Here is a 21,023-nt window from a genome sequence, read left to right on the forward strand (position 1 = left end):
GGCTACAAGGAGGCCCTTGCCCTGGCGGAGAGTTGTGCCAGCAGTTATGAAGGGGCACGTGCTCTGACCGGGCTCGGCAATATCAGTTGGGCATGTGGACACCACGAAGCGGCCACCGAGCTGTGGAGGCGCGCCGATGCCCTGTACGGCGGACTGGAACCGGTGATGCTCGGGGAGGCCCGTGTCCGGCTTGCGTACTGATGTGACATGTCAGCTCTCCGGTGGGGAGGTGCTGGCAGGTCTGAAGGCGCTCCGCAAGGGCTTCGGTATCGAGGATCCCGGAGCCCTGAACCGCGCGGGCCGCGCCCTGCGCCGGGCTGCCGGTATCGACGAAGGCAAAAGGGCCGCGGAGGGCCGAGCTCTGCTCAGGTGCTACTTGTGGGAGCTGATCGAAACGTTGCCCCCGCGAATGGCCGCGCTCGGCGGAGCAGCCCTGGCCCTGAACGGCCCCGGCAACGAGCGCTTCGGGCAACGGCTGAGGCGGATCGCCGCGTACCTAGACCGTGATCCCCGTACCGCACGTCGGCGTGTGGACGAGGTGCTCGAACGCCTGGCGGAGGCGGCAGTGACCGTCTCACGAAGCTCACACCCGGCTGGAGGACACGGTGCCCTGGAGCGGGCCGAGGACGACCGCCCGAGCCGAGCTCCCGGCTCCCGCCGTCCGGTCTGGGGCGCGGCGCTCGGCCGACGGGCCTGGGCTCCCCCCGCACCTCGGGCCGGATCCCGCCCGAGGTCAGTCGAGCAGGGGCGAGGACGGATTCCGGTGGCCGCCCTCGTCGGCATCTGCCTGCACGATCGCCGCGGCATTCCACACCGCGCTGTGTCGCTCGGGGTCACCGCCGACACAGTCGAGAAGGAGGCCGGGGCCGGCCGCGAGAATGGCTGCGGGCGATGTCAGTCCTGCCCGCGCCAGGCTGAGGTAGACAGATCGGCCGAGCGGAACCTCCGTGTTCCAGGCGATGGGAACCAGACCCTCGACGATGCCCAGTTCGAGCTGAGTGGGCAAGGTGTCCGGCAAATCGCCCAGATCGACGGTCGGATGGATGAGCAGGGCGATCTCGATGACGGTCGCGATCACATCAGCGGCTCGCTGCGCCGTGTACTGGACCGGGCCGGGGAACTCCGGCCGCGTGCGTTTCTCCTGGTCGGCGATCGCGCGTTCGATGCCAGCGAGGCTGATCCCCTCCGCCCACATCAGGCAGGCGACAGCGCGCCGGGCAGGGCCGATGCCGCTCCTGGAAGGTGGGCCGATGAGTCTGAAGCACACCGTCTCTGCGACCCTGCGCTTCCTCAGCCTTGCGGCAAGGCTGAGATGTTGCTTGTATGCGGAACGCGGGAGCCGATCGAACCGAACGTCACTCAACTCGGTGGCGAGCTGAGCGGCGCAGATCAGTGTGGCTTGGTTGACGCTGTCCGCAGGTACGGATCTCAGCGCCTCAGCCACGGAAGACAGGGAGTCGACGCCGAGGCCGCTGCGAACGGCCAGTCCGCCCAGGTCCGTCAGCACGAGCCCGCGCGGCATCTCCCCAACTCCAACCGGCGTTCCTTTGAGAAATCCGCCGGAGATGAGCTCGCCCACCATGCGTCGGACCTCCGTGCTCGGGAAGGGGTCCGGCGAGCCGTTCGCCCTGGACTGGTGAGCGGCGAAGGTTGCCGCCAGGAACCGTTCGACGTCCGGTCCCGAGCGTCGGCGGGCAAGGGAAGCAGGTTCCGCCAGGCCGGCGAGGAGTACACCGCGTACATCGGTGGCCGGATCGAGCAGCGCCGACCGTACCGGCTCCGGTTCTCCCCGTACGTACCGTTGCCACTTCTGTTCGGCGTCGGCGCTGCCCCGCGCCAGGATGACGGCGCGCCCAGGCCACTTCCTCCGACCGGTCCGCCCCGCCCGACCGGCCATGTTCTTGTACTCGGAGACGGAATACGGCCGACCGTCCCCGGGATGCTCCAAATCGCTGATGACCACGGCGTCCGCGGGCAGGTTGACTCCCTGGGCCAGCGTGGTCGTGGCCACGAGTACGCGCACCTCGCTCTTCCGGCTCCGGAAGGACTCCTCCAGCAGTTGTCGTTCCTCCGTCGTCAGGTCCGCGATGTGGAAGGCGACCCCGCCCTCCAGGCAGGTACGCAAGAGGTCCGCCGTCCGTCCGCCGTCCTCACTGGACAGCCCTGCGAGCGCCGTGTGGGCAGGGGGCAGACCGAGTGTGCCGGCAAGCTGCCGCGCAATCCCGCGAGCCCCTCCACGTGTTGCCTGAAAGACGATGACCTGCTGGCCCTGCGAGACCAGTTCGGCCACCAACCGTGTCAGCTGACGGCTCTCTCTGGAGATCTCGACCGGGCCCTCCGGCTGCATCAACTGCTCGGCCGACTCCGTCCCTTGCCGGTCCCGATACCTGTGCAGCCCGTCCGGTCCCATCACTCCTTCGAGCAGCGGGACATCCCGGCGAGTGATCGTCACAAGGTTGGCGCGGAGCCAGCGAGCGAGTTCACGCGGTTCGCCCAGGACCGCGGACAGGCCCACGATCTGAGGCGCACCTGGGGAGCCGTCCCTCACCCGCAGCCAGGTGAGCAGGGTCTCCAGCAGAGGGCCCCGTTCGGGCAACCCGAAGGACTGGATCTCGTCGATGACCAGGACACCTACGTTCAGCAGTCCTGGGTGCCTGGGCAGCATCCCGATGAATTTCTCGTAGGTGAGGACGGCGAGGTCAAACTCACCCTTGACCAGCTGCGGCATCTGGTCGCTCAGCTCGCCCGTGGCTCGGATCACTCTGAATCCGAGAGGCTCGTAGCGCTGCCGAAACCCTTCGTACTGTTCGCTGACTAAGGCGCGGGTGGGAACCAGGAAGACCGCCTTCCTCCCGCGGGCAACCGCTCGCATGGCGCCCAGCTCGCCCACCATGGTCTTGCCCGTCGCGGTGGGGGCGCTGACCAGGACGTTCATGTCCTCCAACAGAGCGCCCTCGTTGATGGCATCGACCTGCAGGCGGTTGAGCTTGCCCAGGCTTCCGCCCCACGCCTCCAGGACCGAGGGCGGAATCCCGTAAGGCTTGAGCGACGAGAGGTCCGCGGTGGCGGGCAGCGGCCTTGCCGCGTCATCGGTCGACAGATAGCGCGCACCCCGCACGAAGACACGCAGAGAGAAATTCGAGGAACTGACGCCCAGGACGGGCTTCTGGGCGTCGCGGGACATTCTCCGACCGTGCGAACTCACACTCTTGGAGACATAGTGAGCCAGCTTGAAGATATGCACCTCACCGCCATCAACAGCATCCGGGTGGCCGAGCAGCCCCCGAATAAGGTAATAGCTGAGCAGCCCGTGACGGACGCTCTGCTCTTCGAAAGCTTCTTGATCCCGGCCTGCGGCGGCGATAACGAAATACCCGTCCTTGCGCAACTCTTCCATTCTCTGCGTCGCCGAGACAGCGCCATTGCGACTCGTGAAATCTTCACGCGCGATATGGAGAACCTTGTCCGCGGCATGGCCCGAGAAGCAGCAGTCCAGCACCAGGAGCAGCGCACGCGCCGGGATCCGACGGATCAGTTCGGCGAGGCCGTCCAGGGGCAGGGAGCCCTTGGAAGGATCGTCCGGCGAGACATCGTAGGTCGCCAGGGCACCACCGGGAACGCCGTGCCCGGAGAAGGCGATCACGACGAAGTCTTCATCCGTGCTGACCTCGGCCAGGTAGCGCAGTTCCGCTACGAGCCTCTCCTTGGTGGCATCACTATCGAGGAGCAGGGTCGTCCTTCCCTCAAGGTTGTCGTCGAAAAGCGCACAGAGGGCGGCGGCATCGCGCTTCGCGAACCGCAAGCTCCTGAAATCCGACTCGTAGTAGTCGATACCGACGAAGAGCCCGTAGAACGCCATCCCACTCCTTCGAAAAATCAGGCCCCGCTATCGATGCATTCCCGTAGGCTCCGGGAGGGCGCCGGGAGAATCGTACGATACGGCAACCCGATCAAGGAGGACAGGGAAATTTTTGAAACCGGAAGCGCACCGAAGGAAAGAGCCATGATCATTTCACCTGGAATCGGGGGAACACCCGCCAGCGGCGATCTCGTTCGAATTAAACCCGCCAATGTTCGAGGCACCGAGAGGCGGTGCCCTCATCGGCTGGCGACTCAGATACGCCCCGGCACACCTCGCCCTCGCCGCTCGACGCCGACCCGCCCCCTGGTCTCATGGGCGCCAGGCCCTCTGCACGACGTACTGAACCTCATCGAGTTCGAACGGCTGGCTCCGGAAGACGCCTTGGCCACCTGGCGGTCCGCACCCGGGCGTCCCGTTCACCCCGCACTCGTCAGGTGGACCGAGCACGCTGTCCACGGATACCTCGCCGCAGCCGCAGCCCTACCGGCTCCGGCCGGCTCTCCCCCTGAGGAACGTCTGGAGCCGGTGCGGCGCCTGTGGGCTCGACAGCGTGGGCCCCTCAAGCCCGGGGCCCCGGATATGTACGAAGAAATGGTGGACGACCGACGCTATGCCGGGCACGGGGTCCGTGAACTGCGCATCTTGCGTACTGACTCCGTGGAGAACCTGCTTCGGGACGACGTGGAGATCGCCGTGGCGGTGGGCGTCCTGACAAGCGCGCGCCCGGTGCTGACCTCCCAGTGGGACAGGAAGCCGCTCCGGCTCGGGCCGTTCGAACCCGCTCGGCTGGTACGCCTCGTGGAGATCGGCTGCACCGACTCATCCCACCGCGTGCTTTTTGAAGGCACTCCCACGGAGGCGTACGAACGCTACGACTCGGCCGTCGAGGCACATATCGACGGGATGATCGCGGGTAACTCGTATCGCCCCGGCAAGGACTGCGGCAGGTGCGACGTCGTCGCCACCTGCCCCGCGATCCCGTCCGCGCCGGGCCTCCTCGGCATCAGCGGATCGGTACTCACGCGCCGCTCGTGGTCGATGACGACAGGGCGTACCCACCGTCGCTGCCCGGCCCGCGCACACATGGAATCGCTGTTCCTGCCGAGGGACGACCTGGCCGAGGACACTGAAGCGATCGTGCGCGGCAAAGCCGTACACGCGTGGATCGAGAGCCGGCACCGTCGTACACCGCAGCGCCCCTGCGAACCCGACGACGTGCCCGGCCCCCCCGAGGCGTGGCAGTACGAGGGGTGGTCGTTGACCGGGCTCCAGGCCCGGCTCGGCATCCAGATGATCGGCGACCACTCCCTCGTCTGCCCCTTGCGGGACCGGCCCGAGGACATGGAAGTCCAGCCGGAACGGACGGTCGCCGTCTACGACCCGGATGCCGACACCGTCGTCGTCGCCAAGACCGACCTGCTCTACCGCGTGGGCGAACGGTGGACCCTGCGCGAGACGAAGACCAAGAGAGTTCCCCATGAAGGAGACCTGCTGGATCAGTTCCCTCAACTCGCGCTGGCTGTCCTGCTCGCCCGGGCGGGAGCTCTGCCGGGGAACGGACACTGCGCAGTGGAGATGGAACGGCTGACCGCCAGCGGTCCGGTCGTCACCGAAATCGATACCGCTGCACCGGACATCGTCGCCCGGGCGAGAAGCGTCCTGGAACCGTACGTAACCCCTTGGCACGCCGACGCCCGGTATCCGGCCAAGGTGGGCAAGGCCTGCGAAGACTGCCCGTTCACGCGCTGGTGCCCCGACGCGGCCGAGAGGAGGGGCGCGTGACCCACTGGCTGACCGGTCCACGGGACGACCCGGCGGAGCGCGCCCACCGGGTCGTGGCCGCAGCTCTGCGAGCCGCCTACGCGTGGACGGTTCGACATCGGCAGAACGACGCCATGCGGGAGGTCGCGAGAATGACCGGCGTCGTCATGGAGGCGCACGGGCCCGGTCTCGGCCCGACAACACCCCTGGGCCTCATCACCTCTCTGCGACAGCGCCTCGGCCTGATGCCGGTGCTCGACGCAAACGCGGACGAGGCGATCGCTCGGACTGTGTTGCTCGACGGCGAGGACCGGCTCACCGCGGAGGCGTACGACCTGGCGTGCGAGTACGCACTGCCGGTGGGCGGGCCGTTGTCCTCGGCGTGGCTGCCCACCTGGACGAGAATGCGCTCCGACCGGATTCGTGACGAAACCTTCAAGACGCTGATCGAGGGCAACGGCCAGGAGGGGTACACCGCTTCGCGCCGTTTCCTCATCGAGCACCCCGCCGGTTCCACCGCCGAGCTACGGGAGCTGGTCAGCGAGACCGGAGTGAAGCTTCCCCGACGGGGATACACCGACATCCCTGCCGATCACCTCCATCGGTCGGCCGACGGCGAGACATGGTGGTGGCCGTGCCCCATGTGCCGCTGGCCGATGGCGGTGACCGGTACGACCGTACGATGCCGGTACATCCCCCATGCCAACGTCTACCGGCTGGCCGAGGCCAGGGCGCCCCGGTCCCGACCGGCTCTGAGGAGAGTCGACGAAGGGCGACCGCGATCAGCCACGCCCGCGGCCCGGCCGGGTGCCGGATCCCGGTGTGTGGAGTACGGCGTCTGGCGATTCGTCGTCGTCCCCGGGGCGAGCGAACTCCGCATCAAGCAGCGACTGGAAAAGCTCGGCGCAACCGTCGAGCTCTGGCCCGAGCGCGACCGGTACGACCTGCACGTCAGGGCAGGGGGCACAGACTTCAGGATCGACGTCAAGGAGTATCGCTCGCCCCACCGGCTGATCGCCGACCTCCGGGCAAAGGCCCCCAGCGCCCGCGTTCTCCTGCCGCAGACGCACGAGCACCAGTGGGAAACCCTGAGGGTTTCCCTGCCGTCCCTGCAGATCACCACCGAGACCAAGTTCCACGCCGAAGTACGACGAGCGCTGAGGGCGTCATGAGCATGACCACACCCGGGGCCGAAAGGGTGTTCCCCCGCATCATGGGCGCCGCGATCGGTCTGGCTGCCAGCTTCTTCCCCACCGAGGACGGCGGCGGGTTCCGACGCACGACCACCCGCGACGACGTGCTCTACGTGCTGGACGGCCACATCGCGGACTGGTCCGGCTGGCGTGACCTCTCCGCAGCCGACGCACGCCGTTTCACCAGGCTGCTGCGCCGACGCCCCAACCAGATGGCCAACGCGGAAGCGGCGGGCCCCATCCTCGACAGCCTGCTCGGTGGGGGCCAGATCCCCGGTTGCAGCGTGGCCGACGACAGCCAGGAGGAGAGCAGCGGGCAGATCTCCGTAGACCCCGGCATGCCGCTCCCCGACTACGTCGACGGCTTCCTGCGGCAGCTCGACGAACTGCACGCGGCAAAGAACCGTGTACTCGCGCCCGCCCAGGCGGGTCCGCACATGACCACGACCGGCATCACCGGTCCGGACGGTCACCAGCAGACATACATCGATCTCCACTACGAGATCCGGCGCCACCATCTCGACACTGGGCATCCGATCCCTGTGGTCCGCGACGCCCCAGCCCTGGGGAATTGCTGGGTTCCCTTCGCAGAGTTGAAGGAGATCGCCCAGCGCATCGACCAAGTCGAGCAGGACCTCGGCCGAAGCGCCTACCGCGAGAAGGCGGTGGACCGCTTCGTTCAGCGGATCCGCTCGCGCGGCAATGAGAAGGTCGAGGGGCTGGACCTGACGGCCGGCAACCTCAACGAGCTCCTCGCCTACACGGGCTTCGGCAAGTCGGTCGTCCTCATCGAGACCTTCGCCTGCTGGGCCGTCCGTCAGCGGATCTCCGTGGCATTCGTCCTGCCGACCAACGCCGACGTCGTACGGGCTATCCACGGCATCGAAAGAGCCATGAAAACGTACGGCGTGGAGCCGGGCGGCGGTGTCGTGCCGCTCGTCTCGCCCCGGTCGCTGATCAAGGTGGCCGAGACCGCGGCCGCTCGGGCCACCGAGGACGGCCCGGACGCGGACTGGATCTGGAAGCGATTCGGCTACGGCTGCGCACTCGCCGCGCTGGCCGGATCCGACGAGGCGGCCATCGACCGCTGGCAGCCGGGCAGTGAGCCATGCGCCAAGCTGCGAAAGCCGTCCCGTGGCCGCCGGAAGATCACCACGGTCTCCTGCCCTTGGCGGACCTCCTGCGGGCGCTATCGGGCCGTGCGTGAGGCATGCACCGCAGATGTCATCGTCACCTCGCACGCGAACTTGCTGCTCGGAGTGGTTCAGGCACCGGTGGAGGACGGTTACGGCGGTGATGACCGTTTGACCGTGGAGGAGCTGCTGATGCGACGCTGTCAGATCGTCGTCATCGACGAGGTGGACAGCTTCCAGAGCACGGCCATCGACCATGCGGGCCGTCATCTCGTCCTTGACCACGCGGGTCGGACCAACACTCCCCTGCGCGAATTCGATCAGGACTTCGCGGCGACGTCAGGACGGCTCAGGGACGAAGTCGATGCCAGTGTCCGCGACGCCTACCTGACCCTCCGCTACCTGTCCGAGAACTACGTCAGCCACCTGACCTACGAGCGTCTCGGCGCCGCGGCCCCCGCCAAAGGACGGCGCCCGCGTGGGCCGGGGCGCTATTGGATGGTGCCCCGGCGGTGGGACAACTGGCTGACCGCCCGGCTCTTCGGACTCGACGCCGAGGAGGTCAACGCCAAACAACTGGAGATGTTCCGCTCACTCTTCGTCGACGAGATGCCACCGCACGATGACGAACCCAAAGCCTTCGGAGCCGCTCGGCAGCACCTAGCATCGGTGGTCACCGGAGGATCCGGAGGGCTGTCCCTGCCCATGGCGCGAAACGCCCTGGACCAACTCGTCAAGGACCTGCCCGAGGAGCAAAGAACTCGGGTCGTCAACCGGATCCTCCGCCGGGCCATTCTGGAACGCATCCGGATATTTCTGCACCGACTGATGGCGAACAACCCCCAACTGGTCGACATCGGGGTCGAATCCGCTCAAGACATCGCGGACGCCCTTGGTACGTACGGACGTTGGCGCATCACACCGACCGGCCCCTTGGGAAGGCTCGTCTTCGCCTTCACCGAGTACTACGACGACACCGGAGGGCAGGCGGCACGTCTGTCGACGGCAGCGTTCGGCGGTGACCCGCACACCTACACCGTGGGGCTCGGCGACACCACTGCCCTGGGGCACGCCGGAGTCCGCCGCATCGTCCTCGGGATGTCGGCCACCTCCTACTTTCCGTACGCGCCGCACCACCACATCCACACCACCCCGAAATGGTGGGTGGCGGACGAGCAGAAGGATGCCGTGCGCGTCCTGGCGGCACGGATCGATGACGACGATGGCCGACCACGCCGGATCTCCGGTCTGGAGGGAACCGACCGTGCCGCGGCGACCCAGCACATCGCCACGGCCCTGTGGGGCACATACCTACGGCCCGAACTGGAATGGCTCGCAACCGAGAAGCCGGGGCGCGAACGTGTACTTCTCGCCACGACGTCCTACGAGGCAGCGCGACACGTCGCGGAAGGCCTGTTCACAGCCGGCGTCGACTCCACGCGCATCTGCCTGGCGGTCCGGCCGGGCTCCTATGCGGACGACCAGGAAGCAGCCGTGAACGTCGGCCGATGGCGGGAGCTACCGGCCGACCGGTTGGAGGGGTTCCCCGCTGTCGAGGGCGCGGACATCCTGATCGCTCCCCTGGCCAGGGTGCAACGGGGGGTGAACATCATCGGGGAGGGCGACAAGTCAGCCCTGGGGTCGGTGTGGCTGATCGTCCGGCCGATCCCTCTGATCGACGAGCCGGCGGAACTCGTCGCGCACATCCAGGCACGAGCACTGAGAGAGCACCGCGGCCCGTCCAGCGATCCCCAAGCTCTGCTGGCACAGCGCCGTAAGGTGGCCGGCCAGTACCTCGACGAGATCATCCGCCGTCCGCCCTACTTTCAGGCGCAGCCCCTCGACGTCAAGCTCGGCGTGGTGGCCGAGATCATCAATGGAGCCGTACAGCTCATCGGCCGGGCACGGCGTGGCGGCACCGACGCGACGCTGCATCTGGTGGACGGGGCCATGCTCGACCCCGAGGGCGCTACCGACCTGGCGACCCTGATTCTCAAATTGCGGGACAGATGGCGCGCCGAGGGCGTCCTGCCCGCGATGCAGCAGTACTACGGCACAACCCTTGAGGCCTTCTTGACATACGCGGAACACCCCGACGCCGGAGACGCCCAGTGTTGATCACCCTCGCCTACCGCGTGCCACGGCAGGACATGGACTCCCTGCTGGGCTCCATCACCGCCTACCCCCTCACCGCGGACTTCGAGAAAGCATGGGCGGACCTGCCCAAGCGGGAGAGCCAACGGCAGCCGCGCTACTCCGCCCTGGCCACCGGGCTGGTTGCCGCCACCGGACAACCCGTCAAGTTGTTCGGAGAACGCGATCTCACGGAGGAGGAGCAGTCTGCGGGCAGCCGCATGTTGCTCCTCACGAGCGACGCCGCTCTTGACGACCGGCTGCGGGTCGCCGTGCGGGCCTGGGAAAGGCATATCCGTGACGGAAAGAACCACCCTCTCCTCCCCGGGCTGCTGCCCGCCCCCGAGAAAGCGCGCTCCTTCGCCGACTTCGTGAGATTCCGCCCAAGCCGGGTTCCGGTCATGCCCGGCTGGGTGTTCCGTACGGCCGAGTGGCAGGTGATGCGGCAACTGGCCGAAGTGCCACTGCGCATCGACGATCGAGCGCCCGTCCATCTGTCCATGGACACCAACGGATCCCTCCTCGCCTGGGAGCCCGGCGATCTCCTCGCCAACCGTGCCGGATCGGCTTTCAGCATGCACAAGGTGACCGCACGGCTGACCACCCGGGTCGGCGTCGAGGACCCCGTCCTCTGCTTCGACGCTCAGCTTTCCAGGATCTCGCCCCAGGGGGACTGGGCGAAGAACGTGTGGATCGAGCGGAACGAGGACGACTCTCCCATCCTCAAACTCCCACTACGGCGCCGCCCGGACAGAGAGACCGGCGAGTGGCGCAGCCACCTCGATCCCGCCATCGCGAAGATCATCGAGGCATGTCAGCTGTCAGCACTGGACATTCCGGATGAGCTACCACGCGTTCCGGGGGCGATCAGGCCTCAGATGGCGAGCACCCGGTTCCACGCGCTGGGAAGCGGCCCCGGCCCCAGATTCATGCTTCGCCTGCACGAACACATCATGTCCACTCTGCCTCTGCTCGTGCCTCTGCCCTACGAGGTGGACAAGAGGATCAGGCTCGCGCCTCGTGTAACGAGCTACCCGATCGACGGCCTCCCTGCCTCCGCAATCGGACCGAGCGGATTCCGAAAGGTCACTCTGGCCTGCGTCTACGCCACGTCTGCAGGACGCGACCGTATGCTGGCCGAACTCGAGGAGCTGGCCGGACAGCCTGTGAAGCCGGCTTCCGAAGAACGGCCTACCCACGTCAACTCCCGCATGGACGTGGTCACCCGCCACTGCCCGGAGCTGCTCGCCCACGACACCGTGAATCGCGCGGCCTCTCTCAGGTCGCTGAACCTTCCGTCCGGTGACGACCACTTGGTCGCAGCCTGGCTGGAGACCGAGTACCACCCTGACGCACCGCGGCCCGAGATCGATGCCAAACCGCATCTGAGGCGTCTGCTTGGGCACTTGGGGGTTCCGACCCAGTTCCTTGCCACCGAGCCCACCGTCCTCCCGCCCAAGACCAACCCGTCCAGTACGGAAACCAAGAAGCACTCCGCCCGGGCCGCCCTGCGCGACATGCTTCGGGCCGCGGGAGTCCTGGACAACCGGCTACTGGACTCCGTGGTCGCGGGCGGACGACCTCGCCGGCTCGACAGGAAGGCGCTGCTGGTCGGCATCCATGCCCGCAGACAGCAGACAGGAACGGAAGGCAAACCGCTGGTTCTCACCATGGTGGCGCTGTACGTCGACCCTGACGACCTGGCGAGCTGCCAAGTGCTGGTCCACAGCGACCGGAGGCGGGCATGGGTACGTAGTGCCGAGGGTGTGGCGGACTTTCACTCCGGCGCCATCGGAACCACCCGCTTCGGCCGCACAGGAGAGAAGACGGAGCTGACACGGGATGTGGTCGAGGCCAGACTCGGCGAACTTCTCGCCATGGCCCCTGACGGCACCCCCATGGTGATCTTCGTGGACACCCAGGAGACCCGGACCCTCTGGCCGGGACTGCAGAACGCGCAGCTGAATGCCGGCCCGCTCCCCGGCGACAAGGTGCGTGGAGGCGGCGCCGACATCGCGGTCGTCCGCCTGAACACCGAGCTCAGTGAGATCGGGCGCCCTGTCACCCGACGGGAGAAGGCGAACATGCCGAGCGACCCGGCCAAGCCCGCCGCACCGGACCGCAAGGTGTACCGGCTCCCGGACGCCGACGGGCGCTGCTGGCTCTTCGCCGGCCGATCCGCGTCGATCAAGGCCAAGGGCGGAGACCGGGGCGCCTTCTACACCCGATGGACCTTGCCCGACGGGCTCACCTCCCAACTCGCTGTCCCGTGGCACTCGTACACAGGCAAGGAGATCGTGGTGGTGAGCCCGGGGTCGTGGGCTCCCGAGCAGCTGGCGGGTCTGACGGCAAGCCTCTGCGAACAGGCCATCTCCTGGGACGACCGGACGCAGATGCCCGTACCCCTCCATCTGGCGACCGTCATCGACTACGACCACCCCGACTACCGGGTGTCGGGGGACGAGGATGCCTGAGGGCTCCGGTACCGCCGGTCAGGACTCAGCACCGCTCAACGGCTTGAGCACCCCGGCCGGCAGCTGACCGAGAGGTGGCCGGGAGTACTTCGGTACTCCCGTCATCGCCCGCAGCAGGTCGTCGACGCCCTCTGGGGTGAGCTCCGTGACGTCGTAATGGTCCGACGTCCATGGCTGCAGCATCTCGGGGATGTTGTCCACCAGTTCATGAGGCAGGACAACGGGCAACACCTTGGCGGTCCACTCGTCGCGGTGTGCGTGAAGCCGCTCATTGATGAGCTGGGACTCACTCCGAATCCCCGGGTGCGCGCGCCCGCGCAACTCGCCGTCGAACGCTTTGCGACAGATGGGGGAGGCAAGAACGATGACGAAATCAACCTGATCGATGCGCTCCCTCGCCCAGATGCCCCAATCCCCGCGCTTACCCTCCGAATATCGGTCCATGTCCACACGAACGCCGTTCTCGACAAGAAGGTTGGCGAACCGCCTGGCAGTTTCCTTGTGCTGCGGCGAGTCGTGCGCGTAGCAGATGAAAACGGAAGGGTGGTACTCCTGGCTCGGGTCTTCGATGGCGGCCGAGAGCGAAGGCGCCACGCCCTTCAGGCCCTCCCGGAGCGCGACCAGACTCAGTCGAAAATCGACTGGCACCTGTGTGGGACGATATTCAACATCCGGGAGGACCGACAGGTCGTATCGAGCGGAGCATTCCACTCGCTGCTCAACCTGCCCCACGGGGGCGAGCAGGACGACCCAGGCAGCATAGGAGCCGGGACGGACACCGGTCTCGCCGAGCGCTACATGCCTCCACCGCACGCTGTTGCCGCCGGCACCGAACATGTCGACCCTGTCCGTGGTCGCCGGTAGCAGGACCTGGGTGGACGCATCACCCTCGCTCGGGACGAAGTTCAGGAACCGGTTGAGCACGTAGGGCTTGGGAATTTCTGGAGACGTACCGAAGCGAGGAAGAGCATCGACGACGGTGGTCTGATCGCCCGTCCCCCCGGAGAGGAATTCGAAAGAAATTTCGAACCAAGGCATCCCCAGGCAATCGGGATCGATTTCAAGATCGTAATTGATCTTGACTAGATAGGCGTCGCATCCGTCGAACATGTTCGACGGGATATCGATGCGATCCACCTGCCAGCTGCGCAGATGCGTCGAGCCCACACTGACACCGTTCGGCGAGGAATCCATCCTCCTGCCGCCCTCATGCACAACAGTGAGGTCGATGTGGACGCGCCTCTGTGGATCCACTGATGCACCTTTCCGTGATTCGCTGCGATGGCGCCACATTAAGGGCTTCCCCTCGCCTCGCGGCCTGTCACCGGTTAAATATCAGACATCTGTCAACTTTCCACCGATCTCGCATGCGACGCCTTCGACAGCGACCCACTCAAAGTGGATCATTCGTTCGATAGATCACAAAGCTCAAGTCACGAACAGTGCAAGCAACGCCAGAGATTCGGACTCCCGGGGCGATTCCTGACGCTACATAGCGCACAGCTGTCCACCGGCCGTCCATCGGAGGCGCCAAGCGTCAGGTGTATACCGCACATCGACGACGACAAATTAAGAAACCCCAGGTCAGAGGCATGACCTGGGGTTCACATCGGAGCCGCCTTCGGGATTCGAACCCGAGACCTACGCATTACGAGGGCCTGCAAGATCATCCCGGACAGTGTCGCGCGATGCCGCAGACTCTCGTTTCCGCTGATCAGAGGAGTACGGTCACAGTTCGCGTGACACCGAGTCCGCCCTGACACCAGCCGGTCCGCTCACGCAAGTTATGCCAGCTTTGTAAATCCGCAGCCCCGCCCTTCCCCGCCCTCCAGGCGCAACCGCAGCAGCAGGACGATGAAGTGGCGGGACGCATCTCAGCCGAGTAGTTCGGTGACCAGTTGATCCAGTTCCTCGGCGTCGGGGGAGCTGAGGAGGAAGTCGCGCAGGGTGCGGCGGATCTGGATGTAGCTCTTGCCGTGCTCAAACTTCAGCTCCGCGATCCGCTGAGCCTCGGCCTCACCAATCTCCGCGATTCGTGCGTGCTTGGAGTCGGAGGGGTCGAAGTCCGGGATGGGCAGCTCCCATACGGCCTTGTCGATGTCCCGTTCGTCCTTGCCGTAGGACATGAGGGGGCGCACGACTTCAGTGGTGTATGGCGAGTTGAGCACCGCCAGTAGGTACAAACCCTCCTGCCGAGTGGCAACGGTTCCCCAGTACAACTTATGCTCGATGACCGCGTTCGGATCGTCCACCAACGCCGCCGTGACGTACATGCCGGAAGCTCCATAAACCACCCGCAGCGGCGCGCCTGGAAGCTGCTCGGTGAGCCCCTTGCGGAAGTTAAGCCTCTCCGCCAGCGAGAGCCGTCCGCTGGAGCGATTGGCATCCCAGAGTCGTTCGGCGTCGCGCCACCATTTCGCCAGGTCCGGGTAACGGTCGAGGTGGTCATGATCGCCGTCCATGAGAGTCTTCGTCCCCTCGACGGGTAGGACGGCCTTATCGGCACCCAAAATCCGGTAGGGGACGACGTGCTCGCCGAGCAGAACAGGCCGGACAAACTGCTTCTCGACCGACCCTTCCAGATCGGGGAGTTCCTTCCAGGGCTTCTTCTCCAGAGTGCTGCGCTGGGAGCGGACCGAGACCCGGCCGCCGCCCAGGCCAAGAGGACCGGCCGCCTGTTCCTCGACGAAGAAGAAAACTTTGGGGAAGATGGTCGCCCCGTTCATAAAGCGGTCCCGGTACGGCGAGCTGATCAGTCCTTCCTTCGGGTAGCGCAATTCACCCTGCTTCCGGGTGATCCAGCCCTTGGCTCGCTCCCAATGGGCGGCCTTTTTGGGGATCTTCCCCGTCCAGATCTCAGTCTCCCGCGGCAACGGGACGGCATTGTTGTCTTGCTGCCCGATGGCCAGGGGGCGCCGACTGCCGAAGACCACGGCGGAGGCGCGGGGGAAGAAGTGTGGGCGCAGCCGGCGCAGATCCCAGGAACCGGTGAAGTCGACCTTGACCGGGTGGTCTGGGTCGGTCCAGTCGCCGGTGCGGAAGCCGGTCCAGTAGGGGCGGTCCAGCACGGGGTTGGGCACGACGAAGGCGAACGAGCCGTCCACGCGCAGGTACTGCTGGACGGCGCGGGCAATGAATAGGCCCGACAGGTCCTGGTGGGTGGCGACCTCGAACCCCTTCCACAGGCCCCGGGCTTGCATCATGGTTTTGAAGGTCTTCTGCATGTCTTCGGGCATGTGCCGGTAGGACAGCCAGGGCGGATTGCCGACGAGGACGTCGACGCGATTCTCGGCGCGGGACAGCCACATAGGGCGGGCCAGGTTGCGAACGTAGTAGGACCAGATGTGGTTGCGGTCCTCGTCGACCAGCTCGCACAGGACACGGAAATTTTCTGTCAGGTCTTCCCGCTCATCCGTGTCGGCGACGCCGTGCCGGTTGAAGACGGCAGCGAGGGAGGGCAGTTTGCCCTTGGCACGGTGCGGGTCGGCTGCCTTGTCGGCGAGTTCGTTGACGATCGCGTCGAAGCGGTTGGGGTCCTGCAGCAAGGCTTCGGAGAAGCGTAGTTCGTTGGCGAAGAGCTGGTTACCTGTGCCGGTCTTGATGACGAGGTGGCCGTGGTCAATGAGGTCGGTGCGCTGGTCCCACTGGAGGCTGTCACCCAGGTAGACGGGGACACTTATCGGGCCGCGCTCCTCTGAGGTGAGCGTTTCGCGGCCGATGGCGAGTAGATAAGTCACGCGGGCCAGCGCCACAGCGACAGGGTGGAGGTCGATGCCAGCGACATGGTCGTGAAGGTTGTCCAAGGCTTCGGGCAGCGGCAGACCGGCGCCCCTTGCGGCGACCAGGTAACGTCGTACGCCGTGAAAGAGGAACGTACCGGAACCGCATGACGGGTCCATGATCCGCTGGTTTAGCGGGTCCGGGACGGCCTCGATCACCGTCGCTTCCGCCAGCCAGTCCGGTGTGTAGTACTCCCCCTGCTTCTTACGGGTCTCCGTGGTGATCACAGACTCGTACAGGACCTTCAGGACGTCGTGCTCGACCCTTGACCAGTCGAAGCCGGCGAGCCGACGGGCCAGGTCCTGGATGAAGCCCTCGCCGCCCTCGGTCTCCAGCGGCCAGCCGAAGAAGTCCGACTCGACCACCCCCGAGATTCTCGCCCGTGTGAACAGCTGACCATTGACCAGCGAGGCGGGCGCGGTGTCCTTCACGTCGATGCCCATCACGGCGTGGGCGATGATCGAGGCGGTGTTTACCAGGAGTGTGTGCTCGATGAACAAGTCGTCGCTGTTCTCGAACTGGGCGCCCAGGGCGCTGCGCAGTAGCCGTGCCCACAGATCGCGCTTCAGCTGGACGGTCGGCTGATTTTTGTTCTCCTCGTACAGCGCCGTGAGGATGGTCTTGTCGATGGAGTGGGCGACGCTGTCCGCTCCGAGGCGGGTGGCGATGGCGTCTGGCGTGGGTGCCGCACCCTCGGACGTCGCCAAGACGCCTTCGAGCCACCGGACTAGATCCAGAGCCTTGACGTTGCGCTCCCGCGCATCGAAGCGGTTCACTTCGTTCAGCTCGTCGCGGACCAGTGTGTAGGCCCGCCAGTCAGCGCCGTCAGTGAGGATGCCGACGTGCCGACGTTCCCGCTGCTCAGTCCGGGCCCGAACGTACTTCGCCAGCTGCTCGACGGCATCCTTACGGGGCTTCGGACGACTGATGTCCTTCTTGACCTCGATGATGGTCGCGCCCATCTCGATGTCAATGCGGTGGCCGGTCCCGTCGCCCACCTGGGCTTCCAGCACGGGGGTCAGCAGATCCTGCTCGCCAAGGTTGAGGTCCGCATCCAACAGAAACTGGCGGATGTCGGCCTGCAGTGTTGCTTCGGCGCGGGCGGCCTTGCGCTCGACGACCCGCTTGAGCACGGTTTCGAGCGCGGTAGGCGAAGGAGGGACGGAGAGCGTCACGGCGAGAGCTCCAAGAGCGTCAAGGTGCAGAGGACGACGAGGGGACGTCTGACCCCGTTGGCCATTGTCGTGCAGGCGAAGCGTGTTCGGCACGGTCCTTGCTGGGCGAGGCCGCACTTACAGCTTGTCGTGGGGTGGGGTGCAGTTGCCTACAAGGGGCTTCGCACACCGTCAGCCTCGCCGTTGACGCGGGCCCCCCAGAAGACCACCGCGGCGCGGCCAGGCCGACGGAAGACCGCCTACCTTCGACCGCAAGCTTCTGCAAAGCCCGCAACGTCGTCGAACGCTGTTTCGGCCGTCTCAAGTAGTAGTGCGCAATCCCCACCCACCTCACCCCACTCATCCTCTGGCTCCGCGAACCCGCCCAAGGCCCTTTGTCAGACAAGAGCTAAGCAGCTACATGCTGCGCAAGGATCATATTGCCGCCGATTGGTGAACCCGTGCCTCGTTTCGCCTGGGTCTTGCTGGTGGCCTTGGTGTCGCCTGCCGCTGGCTGAGTGCCGGTTTGTCGGAGTACTTCGTCCGCTGTGGGGTGCCCCCGGAGCCACTTGCACAGCAAATCGGGATCGACGTATCGGTAGCTCTGCGGGGGGTGGAAGGAGCCTCCAGCACGGAGGTGGGCCAGTGGAACTGGATCGGAGAGGGTTCTGGCGTGATCAAGGAGTAGGGCTGACGCCTGCTTCGCGCCTTTCATGTAGGCGAGGTAATCCCGGCGACTGATTGCGCCACGTTCCTTGTGCGTCTTCCAGATCTCGGACGGTGTGCCGACCTGCACGGCAGTGACGGTTGCGGTGCCCACCAAGGCCATCACGGGGGACGTGGCGTACAGGATGACCTTCGTTCCCGGCGGCACCGCCACGCGTTGGCGCCGAAGTTCGACGGACTTCCTGCCGTCCAAGATGGCCGTGGCGTAGCGGGGGTGGAGGGACATCAGGAGTGAGCGTTCGCGTTCGTTCACTGGGCTGGTCGGCCTTCCTGATAGATGGCGCTGAACAGGTCGGGAGTGATCTTAAAGACCGACTGCACGCCGAGCGGGTGCCCGCGTTGCGCAGCCAGCGACTGCACTTTGTGCAGTCCCACCGGCCGGTGGAAGATCTCCGTGTCGGAAAACAGTAGAGCCCGTGCCCGGCCTTGATCACCGCACGCACGTAGGATGTCATCCAATCCCCACACTCCCAGGTGCCTGAAGCGGTTGTACAACGAGTGCCCGGTGTCGACGACTGTGGCGTCGAAGCGAGAGCAGGCGATCACGGCGGAAACGGTCTGGTTCTTGTCCGAGCTGGCGTACCAGAGGATCCGGGCCGGGACCTTCTCTCCGCTGGAGCGCGCGGCGCGGTAGTAGACGTGCTCGCGGCTGATGCCCAGGTGATCGTCCCGGGGAATGAGCGCACTGGGGACGCCGAAGAGGTCGCTGGACCACATGGGCCGGATGGGAACGAGGAAGCACGGCAGCTGTGAATCAGTGATCTTCGCGGGCCACCAGGCGCGCTCAAGTGCAGCAGCGGCCGCTGCGGGCATGGCGGCCGGTACGGCCGGCACGGGGAGGCCGATGAGCGAGGCTGCCGACTGCGCTTGCTCGTCCACGGTCTGGGCATCCGCGCAGACGTCGAGGACGAGTGTGACCAGTGTCTTGCCGTGCTCGCGAAAGCCGTCCTCGCCGGCTGCGATCCTCACGGATGGCTGGAGGCTGCTGTCCGTGAGAGTGAGCAGGCGAACGCCCGATCGGCGGCAGTGATCACGCAACCGGAAGAGGATCTGACGGGCCAGTGTCTGGTGCATGGGGTGGCCGTCGAGTACCCGAAGCAGTGGTACGACCAACTGGCCGTCGCGTACGCCGTAGCCGTAGATGGCGGCGACGGTGCCGTCGCCGTCGACCACCTGCTGGCGCACCCACCGGGCCGGATGCGTGGCGAGTCGGCGGAGTTCTGCGACGAAGCCGGTCCGGCGCTCCCCGGCCGCCTTGTTGAGGAAGACGAGCTTCCCTTGCTCCTGGCCGGCAGGGATGGCCTGGACTGTGAGTGATGTGCCGAGGAGATCGCCAGGTTGGTAGACCTGGGCTCTGGTGAGCTCGTCGACGTGCAGGACGATGTCGGAGGGCCTGAGGATTCGTACCTGACAAACCGACATGGCGATGTCGGACAGGGAAGCGAGAAACTCGTCCCTTGTCACCAGGAACAGGATGCCGCTGGCACTGCTCTCCGCGACGTAGCGCAGGTCGCGGAGATCATTTTGGGAGAGCTTCCGTTTGTCGCCGATGTGAGTTTCGACTGCGGATTGAAGCTCCCCGAGGAGGCGGTCCGCGTCGTTCCGACTCACACTGGGCTCGGTGTAGCCGTGGGTCGCCTGGAGTTGACGACGCCGCTCTGCGGAGTTGGTGATCTTGCCGATCTCCGCCTTGAGCTGGGGCAGAACGGCAAGGTCCACCAGGCCGGCAAGCCAGTCCGAGGTGAGCGTCCGGGACTCCTCGGCTCCGTGCCGCTCTCCGGAGGAATGCAAGTCTGCGAAGACGTTGCAGTCCATCGCCACGGACAGGAGCGCGGTCGACTCAAGGTCGGAGAACAGATGGGGGTGATCGTGATCGCGTGACCAGATGACCAGGGGTTTACGGTCCTTGCCGCGTCCGTCGACTTCATTGCGGGCCTCGAAGCCCAATCGCCGCCACATCGCGTCGTAGCCGTAGTCCTTGCGGCACTTGAGTACGATGCCGGACCGGTCGTGATGGCGAGCGGAGATCTCGTCCACGAGAAGGCGCCCGACGCCCTGCCCCCGGGAATCAGGGTCCACGCAAAGATGAGTGAGACGGATCTGCTGTCGCGGTAGTGAGAAGAGGGTGTAGCCGACGAGCTTTCGACCTGCCATCGCAGCGAGTAGTCGGTTCTCCTCCGCCGCCTGCGCGTAGGCGGCAGGCGGCATGAATCCGAGAGTCTTGTTGAAGCGGTCGCCGAGTTCCACGATCGCTGCCAGGAGCTGCTCGTCGCGAACCCCAACGACTTTGATGAGTACCTGTGTTGCGGAGGAAGACTTCGGCGTCTGCATGGCGTCAGTCTTGCGGCTTGTGCGTCACGATGCGCAGGTTTTTCGATCTGCTCCAGGCCAGGCAGGCCCGGCGCGGGCGAAACGAGAGCCGCATTCCTGCTCTTTGTGAGAGCGGCTTCCTGCCGTGCCGGTTGCTGGTCCGCCACCGGCGATGTCAGGTCGCTGCTCGAAGTTCGCTGATGGGCTGGCTGATTGAACCCAGGTGCCACGGCGAATCGACAGCATTCAGGAGGGGAACGCGGAAACCTCACCAGGAGCGGCGCTCAGGTGGGACCTCTTGATGTCTGTGCAGGCGCCTATGGGTTGTGCAACACGTCGTCTGGTGTCGGTCCTGCGTTGAGAGCAACGGCGTGAGTGGGGCATGCGTAGAGGGTGATTCCGGCGCCGCCGCTACCGCGCTCGATCCATCGGACGGGGACGGGGGCGTATGTCCAGTTGCGGCAGCGGCAGCAGCGTGAGCCGGTCGGGGCGGTGCT

The 21,023-nt window shown here is 66.0% G+C and carries 9 protein-coding genes and 2 pseudogenes; 6 read left to right on the forward strand and 5 right to left on the reverse strand.

Going from position 1 to position 21,023, the window contains the following annotated elements; translation table 11 throughout:
- Window positions 1–201 (forward strand): annotated as a pseudogene (locus ACFUN8_RS11850) (XRE family transcriptional regulator); the annotation flags it as partial.
- A gap of 532 nt (window positions 202–733) precedes the next feature.
- On the opposite strand, the gene ACFUN8_RS11855 reads toward ACFUN8_RS11850, so the two are convergent.
- On the reverse strand, window positions 734–3,859 hold the full coding sequence (locus ACFUN8_RS11855) for a DEAD/DEAH box helicase (RefSeq protein ID WP_383634774.1): 3,126 nt from the start codon (window positions 3,857–3,859) through the stop codon (window positions 734–736).
- A 528-nt stretch (window positions 3,860–4,387) separates the two neighbouring features.
- Here ACFUN8_RS11855 and ACFUN8_RS11860 point away from each other — a divergent pair.
- From ACFUN8_RS11860 to ACFUN8_RS11875, 4 genes are read left to right on the forward strand one after another with little or no spacing between them, the layout of a single operon-like run.
- Window positions 4,388–5,644 carry a PD-(D/E)XK nuclease family protein gene (locus tag ACFUN8_RS11860; protein WP_383634776.1) on the forward strand — a complete coding sequence of 419 codons (1,257 nt, stop codon included), beginning with the start codon at window positions 4,388–4,390 and terminating at the stop codon, window positions 5,642–5,644.
- Window positions 5,641–6,795 (forward strand): hypothetical protein, encoded by a 1,155-nt coding sequence (locus ACFUN8_RS11865; RefSeq protein WP_383634778.1) that lies wholly within the window; start codon window positions 5,641–5,643, stop codon window positions 6,793–6,795. The genes ACFUN8_RS11860 and ACFUN8_RS11865 overlap by 4 nt, the downstream gene beginning before the upstream one ends.
- Window positions 6,796–6,797: 2 nt before the next feature.
- Entirely contained in the window at window positions 6,798–10,067 is a 3,270-nt protein-coding gene (locus ACFUN8_RS11870) for a hypothetical protein (protein ID WP_383634780.1), read from the forward strand.
- Complete coding sequence (locus tag ACFUN8_RS11875) at window positions 10,061–12,556, forward strand: RNaseH domain-containing protein (RefSeq protein ID WP_383634782.1); 2,496 nt, start codon at window positions 10,061–10,063, stop codon at window positions 12,554–12,556. The genes ACFUN8_RS11870 and ACFUN8_RS11875 overlap by 7 nt, the downstream gene beginning before the upstream one ends.
- A gap of 18 nt (window positions 12,557–12,574) precedes the next feature.
- On the opposite strand, the gene ACFUN8_RS11880 is transcribed toward ACFUN8_RS11875, so the two are convergent.
- Both ACFUN8_RS11880 and ACFUN8_RS11885 read right to left on the reverse strand, forming a co-directional pair.
- Complete coding sequence (locus ACFUN8_RS11880) at window positions 12,575–13,810, reverse strand: SEFIR domain-containing protein (protein WP_383634784.1); 1,236 nt, start codon at window positions 13,808–13,810, stop codon at window positions 12,575–12,577.
- A 620-nt stretch (window positions 13,811–14,430) separates the two neighbouring features.
- Window positions 14,431–17,511, reverse strand: coding sequence for an N-6 DNA methylase (locus tag ACFUN8_RS11885; protein WP_383634786.1), 3,081 nt, complete (start codon window positions 17,509–17,511; stop codon window positions 14,431–14,433).
- Between the two features lie 211 nt (window positions 17,512–17,722).
- On the opposite strand from ACFUN8_RS11885, the pseudogene ACFUN8_RS11890 reads away from it, so the two are divergent.
- Window positions 17,723–17,903 (forward strand): annotated as a pseudogene (locus ACFUN8_RS11890) (IS5/IS1182 family transposase); the annotation flags it as partial.
- Here ACFUN8_RS11890 and ACFUN8_RS11895 read toward each other — a convergent pair.
- Together ACFUN8_RS11895 and ACFUN8_RS11900 are read right to left on the reverse strand one after the other, a co-directional pair.
- On the reverse strand, window positions 17,900–18,469 hold the full coding sequence (locus ACFUN8_RS11895; RefSeq protein ID WP_383634788.1) for an ASCH domain-containing protein: 570 nt from the start codon (window positions 18,467–18,469) through the stop codon (window positions 17,900–17,902). The pseudogene ACFUN8_RS11890 and the gene ACFUN8_RS11895 sit on opposite strands and share 4 nt — an antisense overlap.
- Window positions 18,466–20,547, reverse strand: coding sequence for a GNAT family N-acetyltransferase (locus tag ACFUN8_RS11900; RefSeq protein ID WP_383634790.1), 2,082 nt, complete (start codon window positions 20,545–20,547; stop codon window positions 18,466–18,468). Before ACFUN8_RS11900 ends, ACFUN8_RS11895 begins: the two co-directional genes overlap by 4 nt.
- Window positions 20,548–21,023 lie beyond the last annotated feature (476 nt).

The sequence above is a fragment of the Streptomyces sp. NPDC057307 genome, from assembly GCF_042667665.1.
Lineage (GTDB): Bacteria > Actinomycetota > Actinomycetes > Streptomycetales > Streptomycetaceae > Streptomyces.

What these genes read in the sequence shown, in the direction of transcription:
- ACFUN8_RS11855 (WP_383634774.1), bottom strand. Translation starts at nt 3,859, where the DNA reads ATGGCGTTCTACGGGCTCTTCGTCGGTATCGACTACTACGAGTCGGAT.
- ACFUN8_RS11870 (WP_383634780.1), top strand. Translation starts at nt 6,798, where the DNA reads ATGACCACACCCGGGGCCGAAAGGGTGTTCCCCCGCATCATGGGCGCC.
- ACFUN8_RS11900 (WP_383634790.1), bottom strand. Translation starts at nt 20,547, where the DNA reads ATGCAGACGCCGAAGTCTTCCTCCGCAACACAGGTACTCATCAAAGTC.